The organism is Gemmobacter sp. LW-1 (assembly GCF_001303875.1).
GTDB classification, from domain to species: Bacteria; Pseudomonadota; Alphaproteobacteria; order Rhodobacterales; family Rhodobacteraceae; genus Gemmobacter; species Gemmobacter caeni.
On sequence record NZ_LJSC01000005.1, the window covers coordinates 132,674 to 142,169 of the forward strand.

The window sequence follows — 9,496 nt, forward strand, 5'->3', positions numbered from 1 at the left end:
TCAGCGTCTCTCCATGATCAGCGCGGGTGCGCGGGCCTCCCAGCCCTCGCGTTCCAGCTCGGGGGTATCATCGGTCGTTTCGGGCCAGCCGAGGCACAGATAAGCGATGAAGCGCCAGCCCTCGGGCACCGCCAGATCGCGGGTGAGCCGGTCGGGATCGAGGATCGAAACCCAGCCGAGGCCAAGCCCCTCGGAGCGCGCGGCGAGCCAGAACAGGCTGATCGCCCCCACCACCGACCAGGCACGGGTTTCAGCCATGGTTCCGGCCCCGAGACCCGCGCCCTTGGCGGTTTCCTCGTCGCAGAATACCGCCAGATGCACCGGCGCCTCGCGCATACCCGACAGCTTCAGCCGGGCATAAAGCGCGGCCTTGTCGCCATCGTAAGCCGACAGCGCGCCGGCATTGGTGCATTCGAAATTGTCAATCGCCGCCGCGCGCGCGGCTTCGCTTTCCACCCGGATCAGGCGCCAGGGTTCGGAAAGTCCAACCGAGGGGGCAAGCGCAAAAGCGCGAAGGCAGCGGTCAAGCACCGCTGCCTCCACAGGATCGGTGCGAAAACGGCGCACATCGCGCCGCCAGCGCATCAGATCCAGAAGCTCTGCCCGGAACTCCGGGCCATAGCTGCCCTGCATGGGCGGCCGATCACTCTTCCGCCGGGGCGGCGTTGCGGGCGGCTTTCTTCGCGGCGCGTTCCTGCGCGGCCTTGCCCGGCACGGCTGCCTTCGGGTTGTTGCGCACGGTTTTCGCCTTCAGGCCAGCGGCTTCGAGGAAACGCGCCACGCGGTCGGTCGGCTGCGCGCCCTGACCCAGCCAGTATTGCACGCGCTCGACATCCATCTTCACGCGGTCTTCGCTGTCCTTGGCCAGCAGCGGGTTGTAGGTGCCCAGCTTCTCGATGAAGCGGCCATCGCGCGGCATGCGCGAGTCCGACGCGACGATGGCGTAGTGCGGACGTTTTTTCGAGCCGCCACGGGCCAGACGGATTTTCATGGACATAGGTTTTCTCCTTCAAGTCCGGTTTGACGGGCGCATCAGCCCCCGCCGGGATGGGTGTTACTTTTGCAGTTGCTCGTGATGCCTGATGACTTCGGAAATGATGAAGTTCAGGAATTTCCGGGCGAATTCCGGGTCGAGATCCGCCTCTTGCGACAGCCGTTCCAGCCGCTCGATCTGCCGCGCCTCGCGCGTGGGGTCCGAAGGCGGCAGCGCATGCTCGGCCTTCAGACGACCCACCGCCTGAGTATGTTTGAACCGTTCGGCCAGCGTATAGACCAGGATCGCGTCCAGCCGGTCGATCGATTCACGATGTTCCTTCAGCACGGCGGCGGCCCGGGTCGCTGCGTCGGTCGTCATGCGTAAGCCTCCATTCCGCCATCGCTCAGCGTATCGGGCGCCGGGTGACGCCAGATGCCGCTTTCGCCGAATTGTTCATGCACGAATGTGCCGTCGGGCTCGCAGCCCATGCGCCGCGCCAGCGCCTGCGACCGCGTGTTGTTCGCGGCAATCAGGCTGATGACCGTGGGCCAGCCCAGAACGCCATAGACATATCCACGCGCGGCCAGTGCCGCCTCATATGCCAGGCCCTTGCCCTCTGCCTCCGTCGCCCAGACCGACCAGCCGATCTCCGGCTCAGGCCAACCCTCGGGGAACCATGGCCCACACATGCCCAGCGGTGCGCCGCTGGCGCGGTCGGTGAAGATGAACATGCCGTAACCGCGATGGACCCAATGCCCGGTCATATGACCAAAGGCCCGCCAGGCCAGCGCCCGGCTGATCGGCCCGCCGATATGGACAGAGCGGTCGGAGGCCATGAACTCCGCAAGAGCCTCGAAATCCGAGGTGACCGGCGCACGCAGGATCAGCCGTTCGGTTTCCAGCACCGGGGTGGGGCCATAGCTCAGCACGGCAGCCCCCTGCCCCAACGGGTCGCCCCAATGATATGGACGCGACTCCGGCTCATTTCTTCTTCATCAGCCCCGACAGGCCCGAAGGCAGGCCCATGCCACGCGGCAAGCCCGGCATACCACCCCCAAGGCCCGGCATGCCCGATTTCATCGCCCGCGCCGCTTCCTCAAGCTGCGCCGGGTCCATGTTCTTCAGGTCCGGCATGCCGCCGCCCTTGCCCATCATGGCCTTGGCGACCTGCTTCATCATGCCGCCCTTGCCCATCTTCTTCATCATGTCGGCCATCTGCTTGTGCTGCTTCAGCAGACGGTTCAGCTCAGCCACTTCAAGCCCCGCCCCTTGGGCGATGCGCTTCTTGCGGCTTGCCTGAAGAAGGTCCGGGTTTGCCCGTTCCTTTTTGGTCATCGAATTGATCAGCGCGATCTGGCGGCGCAGCATGCGGTCGTCAAAGCCCGCATCCTCGGCCATCTTGGCGGCCTTGCCCATGCCGGGCAGCATACCCATGACGCCCTGCATCCCGCCCATCTTGAGCATCTGATCCAGCTGCATCTTCAGGTCGTTCATGTTGAACAGACCCTTGGCAAAGCGCTTGGCCATGCGTTCGGCCTGCTCGGCCTCGAAGGTCTCGCGCGCTTTCTCGACCAGCGCCACGATGTCGCCCATGCCGAGGATACGGCCAGCCACACGCTCCGGCTCGAAGGCGTCCAGCGCGTCCATCTTCTCGCCCAGACCGACAAAGCGGATGGGCTTGCCGGTCACGGCGCGCATCGACAGCGCGGCACCGCCACGGCCATCGCCATCCATCCGGGTCAGCACAACGCCGGAGATGCCGACCTTGCCGTCAAACTCGGTCGCCACATTCACCGCGTCCTGCCCGGTCAGGCCATCGACCACCAACAGGGTTTCGCGGGGCTGGGCGATGTCGCGCACCGCCTGAACCTCGTCCATCAGCACTTCGTCGATGTGCAGACGGCCCGCGGTATCAAGGAACAGCACATCATAGCCGCCCAGATTGGCCTGGGTCTTCGCCCGTTTGGCGATCTGCACCGCCGACTCGCCCTTGACGATCGGCAGGCTGTCGACGCCGATCTGCCCGGCGAGGATCTGAAGCTGCTCCATCGCGGCGGGGCGCTGCGTATCGAGCGAGGCCAGCAGAACCTTCTTGCCGTTCTTTTCCTTCAGCCGCTTGGCCAGCTTCGCGGTCGTCGTGGTCTTGCCCGAGCCTTGCAGACCCACCATCAGGATGGTCGCGGGCGGGTTGTCGATCTTCAGCGCATCGGCGGCGCCATCACCCGACAGCACGCGCACCAGCTCGTCATGGACGATCTTCACCACCTGCTGACCCGGCGTCACCGATTTGGTAACCGACTGCCCGGTGGCCTTGGCCTTGACCGCCTTCACGAAGTCGCGGGCGACCGGCAACGAGACGTCAGCCTCCAGCAGCGCCACCCGCACCTCGCGCAGCGCGGTTTCCACATCCGCCTCGGACAGCGCGCCCTGACGGGTCAGCCGCTCGAACACACCTCCAAGGCGTTCCGACAGGTTCTCGAACATCGCGCGCCCTCCTTGGCCGTTGCGGTTCTGCCGGATATGGGTCCGGCGGCGGATGAAGCAAAGCCCAAGGGCACCCGTGGGCGCAACGCGCTGACGGATGGCGATCCCGGCTCATGCCATGGGACCGGAAGCGACAAGCCTCCGGGGAATTGGACCTGCCTCTAGGCCAAACCACACCCTGAGTCAACACAGAGCCCCCTTTTACCCTGGTCCCAATATCCCCGCCGGAGGCACGCCGCGCCGGACCGGCGCAGCCGGACGGCAAGACAAAGCCGTGCGGCCGCCAGGCCGCGCCGCCTGAAAACCGCCCGGAGCCGCTCTCATGCCGGTGCCCCTTGCCGCCGCGGCCCCAGCCGCTAATCTCGCACCGAACAGCAGGAGCCCGCGCATGGAAAACTGGGATGAGGTCCGCACCGCCTTTCAGGTCGCCCGGCTGGGCACCGTCTCGGGCGCGGCCGAGGTGCTGGGCGTGCACCATGCGACCGTGATCCGCCATATCGACGCACTGGAAAAGCGGCTGGGAACCCGGCTGTTCCAGCGCCACGCGCGCGGCTACACCCCGACCGAAGCCGGGCGCGACCTGCTTTCGGTTGCGCAGGCCACCGAGGAACAGTTCAGCCAGCTCGCCTCACGCATCAAGGGTCAGGGCGAAACCGTGACCGGAGAGCTGGTGGTCACCTCGATCACCGGCCTCGCCTCGCTGCTGACGCCGGTCATGGTGTCGTTCCAGAAGACGCATCCGGGGCTGATCGTGCGCTACCTCACCGACATGCGGCTGTTCCGGCTGGATTACGGCGAGGCGCATGTTGCGATCCGCGCGGGCGCCATCCCGGAAGAGCCCGACAATGTGGTGCAACCCCTGCTGCGGATGCGCACCGGGCTTTACGCGGCGCGCAGCTATGTCGAGCAGCATGGCCACCCCCGAAGCCCGGATGAATTTGCCGGACATCTGTTCATCGGGGCTGACAGCAATCTCAGCCGCGCGCCTTTCCACCGCTGGCTGCACGATACGGTGCAACCCGAACAGATCAGCTATCGTGCAACGGACAGCGCCGCACTGGAAGCAGCACTGCGCGAGGGCGCGGGCATCGGCTTCCTGTCGCATTACATCGCCGCCCGTGACCCCGGTCTGGTCGAGATCATGGCGCCGCGCGATGAATGGGCCGCCCCGCTGTGGCTGGTGACCCATGTGGATCTGCATCGCACCGTGAAAGTACAAAGCTTCCTGTCACATCTGAAAGCCGCTGCCGCAAGCTGGGCCGACGTATGACCTCGGCGGGGTTGAGCGCATTGAGCCCGGGCCAGCGCGGACATCTGGCGATGCTGGGGTTTTCAGCGCTGGTTGCCGGGTCGTTTTCGCTGGGCGCGATGGCAGCCCCCCATATCGCCCCCGCCGCGCTGACCGTGCCGCGGTTCGCGCTGGCTGGCGCGCTGGTGGGGATTGCGGCACATCTGACCACCGGCATTCCGCGCCGCGCCTTCGTGGCTCCCTGGCGCTACCTGATTCTCGGTGCGCTTCTGGCCGCCTATTTCGTGCTGATGTTCGAAGGGCTGCGCACGGCCGCCGCCGTTCCGGCCGCTGCCGTCTTTACCCTGACACCGCTGATGGCGGCAGGCTTTGGCTGGATGTTGCTGCGCCAGCGCACGACCCCACGCATGGCGCTGGCGCTGGCCATCGGGGCCGCCGGGGCTGTCTGGGTGATTTTCCGGGGCGATCCGGCCGCCCTGATGCAGATGCATGTCGGGCGCGGCGAGGCCATCTATTTCATCGGCTGCATCGCCCATGCGCTTTATGCCCCGATGATCCGCCGCCTGAACCGGAGCGAACCCGCCGTGGTCTTTACCTTCGGCATGATGCTGGCGGGCTTCGGCTTGCTATGCCTTTACGGCTGGCGTGACGTACTGGACACAGACTGGGCCGCGCTGCCCGCGATAGTGTGGATCTGCCTTGTCTATGTCGCGGTCGCCGCCAGCGCCGCCACCTTCGTTCTGCTGCAATACGCAACCCTGCGCCTGCCATCCGCCAAGGTCATGGCCTATACCTATCTTGTGCCAAGCTGGGTGCTGATCTGGGAGATCGCGCTGGGGCACGAGGTGCCGCCCGCCATCGTGCTGGGGGGCGTGGCGCTGACGATCATCGCGCTTCTTCTGCTGCTGAAGGACGAGGAAGGCTGAACCTTCTGTGCAAAGCAAGCGGCTGACTGTGCCCCCATGCAGGGCGACATTGACCGCCCGGCTGCTTACCTTGGCGGCAACGTGAAGGAACAGGAGGCAGACCATGGAATTCGGTCTCGATACTTTCGGTGACGTGACCCGTCGCCCCGATGGCAGCCTGAAGGCGCAGGACGAAGTTCTGCGCGATGTGGTGGCCGAGGCGGTCCTCGCCGATCAGGCGGGCGTTGATGTCATCGCCCTGGGGGAACATCACCGCGACGATTTCGCCATTTCGGCGCCCGAGATCCTGCTGGCCAATATCGCCGCCCGGACAAGCCGCATCCGGCTGGCAACCGGGGTCACGGTTCTGTCGACCGACGATCCGATCCGGCTTTACCAGCGCTTCTCGACGCTCAATGCCCTGTCCGGCGGTCGGGGCGAGGTCATCCTCGGCCGGGGATCGTTCACCGAAAGCTATCCGCTGTTCGGCCAGGACCTGCATGATTACGAGATGCTGTTCGAGGAAAAGCTGGACCTGTTCGCCGCCGTCAACAAGGGCGGCCCGGTGAACTGGAAAGGTCGTCACCGTGCGCCGGTGAAAGTTGGCGCGGTCTATCCTCCGGCCGGGCCGCAGGGCATCGCGGCCTGGATCGGCGTGGGCGGCAGCCCGGAATCGGTCGTCCGGGCGGTCCGCTATGACATGCCGATGATGCTGGCCATCATTGGGGGTGACGCGCGCCGCTTCCGCCCCTTCGTCGACCTTTACCATGACGCCTATGCGCAGATCGGCGGCACGGCAAAACCTCTGGGCGTGCATTCGCCCGGCCTGATCGCCGATACCGACGAGGCCGCCCGCGAGATCGCCTATATCGGCTACAAGGCGCTGCATGACCGGCTGGGCCGCGAACGTGGCTGGTCGCCGATCACCAAGGCTGCCTTCCTGCACGAGGTCGAACAGGGCAGCCAGTATGTCGGCAGCCCGGAAACCGTGGCGCGCAAGATTGCCGGGACGGTGAAAGCGCTGGGGCTGAACCGCTTCAGTCTGAAGTATTCGGCAGGCACGACCCCGCACGAAGACCTGATGCGCTCGGTCGAGCTTTACGGCACCCGCGTCATCCCTCTGGTGCGCGGGATGCTGGCGGAAGGCTGATCGGGAAAAGCGGGAAAGCCGGTGCGATCCCGGCTTTCCTTTTGTCCGGCGTTCAGCCGCAATAGGCCAGCCGCAGTTCCGCCATCAGCGCCTCCACCGCCTCGCCGCGCGCGGTCGGAGCGGCATAGAGGCAGACCGAAAGACTCCCCAGATCCGGCAACCCCTGCCCCGAAACCTCGACCGTGCCATCCGGCCAGCGGCCGCGAAGCCGGGCACTGACCGCCAGATCGGCAGCAACCAGCGCCTCAGCCGCCTGCTCGCTGTCGCCTTCGAAGGCAAGCTCCCACGGGATACCTGCCGCATCCAGCGCCGCCTGCGCAGTCGGGCGGAAGATGCAGGTATCCTTGAACCCCAGCCGCAACGGGCGCTGGCTGGCCGCCGTGCCGCCGTCGGCACCGATCCAGACCAGTTCCTGCCGCGACAGAACCTCGCCCCCCGGCCCGGGCCGATCCTCGGTCGTCAGCATCACATCCACCTCACCCTTGTCGAAGGCAGTGCGCAGCAGCGTGGTGAAAGATGAGGAGAGGTTGATCCGCAGCCGGGGATATTGCCCCGACAGCCGCTTAAGAATGCCGGGGATCGCAGGATAGACGATGTCATGCGGGACACCCAGCCGGATCTGGCCCTCGAACGCATCCGAGGCCAGGCGTGCCGTCGCCTCGTCATTCAGATCCAGCATCCGGCGCGCAAAGCCCAGAAGCTGCATCCCTTCGGGCGTAAGGCTCAGCTTGCGGGCGGCACGCTGGAACAGCGATATGCCCAGGCTTTCCTCCAGCCGCTTGATCTGCATGGAAACCGCGCTTTGCGTCAGGTTCAGCAGGCCCGCCGCCCGCGTCACACCGCCCGCATCTGAAACAGCAACGAAAGCACGCAGCGCCGTAAGGTCGAGATTTCGCGGCATATCACGATCCTTGATATGATTCCCAACGATCATTCGTTTCCATGAAGATGCCAGATCCCGCATGATCCATCAAGAGATCTGATTCATCTTGCCACTTGCATCAGGAAGGAAACTGAAAATGGCACAATCACAAAGCCTCCGCCGCGCCCGGCCCGCCCCGCGCCAACCCTTGCTGCGCCGTCTGTTCGCGCTTGCCCTGCTGTCGCGCCAGCGCCGGGCGCTGGCCCGCCTGGATGCCGCATTGCTGAAGGATATCGGCCTGACGCAGGACGAGGCGGCGGAAGAGGCCCGGCGGGCCATCTGGGACGTTCCGGCGCACTGGCGGCATCCGCTGTGAAACCGGCATGGTTTTCACTGCGAAGCGCTTGAAATCATGTGTGACACTTCCGATATTTGCGGCATAAGGCGCGGCTGGCAGCAATCGGCCGTGCCCCGATGTAACAACCGGAGGCACTCATGGCTGAATACGATACCATCCGAACCGTCGGCGCAGGCGCAAGCGCCGCGCGGATCGACCAGGGGCTTCGCGCCCATATGAACAAGGTCTATGGCCTGATGTCGGTGGCAATGCTGATCACCGGCGCGGCTGCCTGGGCCATTGCGGGTCTTGCTGTCACCACCGATCCCGCTGCGGGTGTCGCGCAGATCGGCGCTGGCGAGTATCTGACCAATTTCGGCGCTCTGCTTTACACCTCGCCGCTGAAATGGGTGGTGATGTTCCTGCCGCTCGTCATGGTCTTTGCCTTCAGCGCCCTGATCAATCGCCTGTCGGCCCCGGCCGCGCAGCTGTTCTTCTACGTCTACGCCGTGGCGATGGGCGTCTCGCTCAGCTCGATCTTCCTCGTGTTCACGGGCACGTCGATCGCGACCACCTTCCTGATCACCGCGATCGCTTTCGCGAGCCTCAGCATCTACGGCTATGTGACCAAGCGCGACCTGAGTGGCATGGGCACCTTCCTGATGATGGGTCTGATCGGGCTGTTTGTCGCGATGATCGTCAACATGTTCGTGGGTTCCGACGCGCTGCAATTCGCCATTTCGGTGATTGGCGTGCTGATCTTCGCGGGCCTGACGGCATACGACACGCAGAACATCAAGAACACCTACATCCAGCACGCCCAGTATGGCGATCAGGAATGGCTGGCGAAATCGGCGATCATGGGGGCACTGAACCTCTACCTCGACTTCATCAACCTGTTCATGTTCCTGCTGCAATTCCTCGGCAACCGCGAATAAGCGGCCCGACGGCACGGCAATCAGGGCCGGGGGAAACCCCGGCCCTTTTCATTGGCGACCTCTTGCAGAAACGCCGTGACGGCCCGGCGGCCTTGCAGATGACGGACTCGTTTGCCCGCCGGAGCCGAAGCAACCAGCCGCGCCATGGCCGCGCGGGAACTGCGTCGGGTGCGCCAGATGAAGCCCAGGAACTCCGGCAGGTTTGCAAGCCGTTCAGGGCATCCTTCGGGCAGGTCGGGGCGGTTGCGCCCCAGACCCATCAGCGTGCGGCGCAGGACACGCCAAAGCCGCAGCCACAGCGGCATATCAATCCAGATCAGCGTATCCGCCCGGTCCAGCCTGTTGGCCCATGTTGCCGAATGCCCGCCTTCGAAGATCCAGCGCGGCTGCGCCTCGACCTCTTGGCACAAGCGGGTCTTTTCCTCGCGTGTCCGCTCCTGCCAGCCGGAGCACCAGTGAATCAGGTCGATATGCACTACAGGCAACCCGGTCAGCCCACCAAGCTGGCGCGCCAGAACGGATTTCCCGGCGCCGGGCTGGCCGACAATCATCACGCGCTGCATCACACCCACCCCGCAAAAGCAAAAACCGCGCC

Annotated in this window: 12 protein-coding genes; 5 read left to right on the plus strand and 7 right to left on the minus strand. The window is 65.2% G+C overall.

What is annotated here, in order from left to right:
• Genes bluB through ffh form a run of 5 tightly spaced genes read right to left on the minus strand, consistent with a single transcriptional unit; the run spans position 1 to position 3,460 of the window.
• A complete protein-coding gene (gene bluB, locus AO684_RS00885; RefSeq protein WP_054300846.1) occupies positions 1-633 on the minus strand; it encodes a 5,6-dimethylbenzimidazole synthase in 633 nt (210 codons plus the stop codon).
• A gap of 10 nt (positions 634-643) precedes the next feature.
• Positions 644-997, minus strand: a complete 354-nt coding sequence (rpsP, locus tag AO684_RS00890) for a 30S ribosomal protein S16 (RefSeq protein ID WP_054300847.1) — start codon at positions 995-997, stop codon at positions 644-646.
• A 57-nt stretch (positions 998-1,054) separates the two neighbouring features.
• On the minus strand, positions 1,055-1,354 hold the full coding sequence (locus tag AO684_RS00895; protein ID WP_054300848.1) for a chorismate mutase: 300 nt from the start codon (positions 1,352-1,354) through the stop codon (positions 1,055-1,057).
• Complete coding sequence (locus AO684_RS00900) at positions 1,351-1,905, minus strand: GNAT family N-acetyltransferase (RefSeq protein ID WP_054300849.1); 555 nt, start codon at positions 1,903-1,905, stop codon at positions 1,351-1,353. Before AO684_RS00900 ends, AO684_RS00895 begins: the two co-directional genes overlap by 4 nt.
• A 52-nt stretch (positions 1,906-1,957) precedes the next feature.
• Entirely contained in the window at positions 1,958-3,460 is a 1,503-nt protein-coding gene (ffh, locus tag AO684_RS00905) for a signal recognition particle protein (RefSeq protein WP_054300850.1), read from the minus strand.
• 388 nt (positions 3,461-3,848) lie between these two features.
• On the opposite strand from ffh, the gene AO684_RS00910 reads away from it, so the two are divergent.
• The 3 genes from AO684_RS00910 to AO684_RS00920 all read left to right on the plus strand — a co-directional run bounded on the left by AO684_RS00910 (position 3,849) and on the right by AO684_RS00920 (position 6,764).
• Positions 3,849-4,730 carry a LysR family transcriptional regulator gene (locus tag AO684_RS00910; protein ID WP_054300851.1) on the plus strand — a complete coding sequence of 294 codons (882 nt, stop codon included), beginning with the start codon at positions 3,849-3,851 and terminating at the stop codon, positions 4,728-4,730.
• Positions 4,727-5,635, plus strand: coding sequence for a DMT family transporter (locus tag AO684_RS00915; RefSeq protein ID WP_054300852.1), 909 nt, complete (start codon positions 4,727-4,729; stop codon positions 5,633-5,635). Before AO684_RS00910 ends, AO684_RS00915 begins: the two co-directional genes overlap by 4 nt.
• A gap of 103 nt (positions 5,636-5,738) precedes the next feature.
• Positions 5,739-6,764, plus strand: a complete 1,026-nt coding sequence (locus tag AO684_RS00920) for an LLM class flavin-dependent oxidoreductase (protein ID WP_054300853.1) — start codon at positions 5,739-5,741, stop codon at positions 6,762-6,764.
• Between the two features lie 52 nt (positions 6,765-6,816).
• Here the strand turns inward: AO684_RS00920 and AO684_RS00925 are convergent, their stop codons facing one another.
• Positions 6,817-7,665, minus strand: coding sequence for a LysR family transcriptional regulator (locus tag AO684_RS00925; RefSeq protein WP_054300891.1), 849 nt, complete (start codon positions 7,663-7,665; stop codon positions 6,817-6,819).
• 118 nt (positions 7,666-7,783) lie between these two features.
• Here AO684_RS00925 and AO684_RS00930 point away from each other — a divergent pair, with 118 nt between their 5' ends.
• Positions 7,784-8,002 carry a DUF1127 domain-containing protein gene (locus AO684_RS00930; protein WP_054300854.1) on the plus strand — a complete coding sequence of 73 codons (219 nt, stop codon included), beginning with the start codon at positions 7,784-7,786 and terminating at the stop codon, positions 8,000-8,002.
• Positions 8,003-8,121: 119 nt separating this feature from the next.
• Complete coding sequence (locus AO684_RS00935; protein ID WP_054300855.1) at positions 8,122-8,901, plus strand: Bax inhibitor-1/YccA family protein; 780 nt, start codon at positions 8,122-8,124, stop codon at positions 8,899-8,901.
• Between the two features lie 20 nt (positions 8,902-8,921).
• Here AO684_RS00935 and AO684_RS00940 read toward each other — a convergent pair whose 3' ends face one another.
• Complete coding sequence (locus AO684_RS00940; RefSeq protein WP_054300856.1) at positions 8,922-9,464, minus strand: AAA family ATPase; 543 nt, start codon at positions 9,462-9,464, stop codon at positions 8,922-8,924.
• Positions 9,465-9,496 lie beyond the last annotated feature (32 nt).

Excerpts from the sequence above, each read along its gene's own strand:
- AO684_RS00920 (WP_054300853.1), top strand. The coding sequence starts at position 5,739 with ATGGAATTCGGTCTCGATACTTTCGGTGACGTGACCCGTCGCCCCGAT.
- AO684_RS00940 (WP_054300856.1), bottom strand. The coding sequence starts at position 9,464 with ATGCAGCGCGTGATGATTGTCGGCCAGCCCGGCGCCGGGAAATCCGTT.
- ffh (WP_054300850.1), bottom strand. The coding sequence starts at position 3,460 with ATGTTCGAGAACCTGTCGGAACGCCTTGGAGGTGTGTTCGAGCGGCTG.
- AO684_RS00930 (WP_054300854.1), top strand. The coding sequence starts at position 7,784 with ATGGCACAATCACAAAGCCTCCGCCGCGCCCGGCCCGCCCCGCGCCAA.
- bluB (WP_054300846.1), bottom strand. The coding sequence starts at position 633 with ATGCAGGGCAGCTATGGCCCGGAGTTCCGGGCAGAGCTTCTGGATCTG.
- AO684_RS00910 (WP_054300851.1), top strand. The coding sequence starts at position 3,849 with ATGGAAAACTGGGATGAGGTCCGCACCGCCTTTCAGGTCGCCCGGCTG.
- AO684_RS00925 (WP_054300891.1), bottom strand. The coding sequence starts at position 7,665 with ATGCCGCGAAATCTCGACCTTACGGCGCTGCGTGCTTTCGTTGCTGTT.
- AO684_RS00915 (WP_054300852.1), top strand. The coding sequence starts at position 4,727 with ATGACCTCGGCGGGGTTGAGCGCATTGAGCCCGGGCCAGCGCGGACAT.
- rpsP (WP_054300847.1), bottom strand. The coding sequence starts at position 997 with ATGTCCATGAAAATCCGTCTGGCCCGTGGCGGCTCGAAAAAACGTCCG.
- AO684_RS00895 (WP_054300848.1), bottom strand. The coding sequence starts at position 1,354 with ATGACGACCGACGCAGCGACCCGGGCCGCCGCCGTGCTGAAGGAACAT.
- AO684_RS00935 (WP_054300855.1), top strand. The coding sequence starts at position 8,122 with ATGGCTGAATACGATACCATCCGAACCGTCGGCGCAGGCGCAAGCGCC.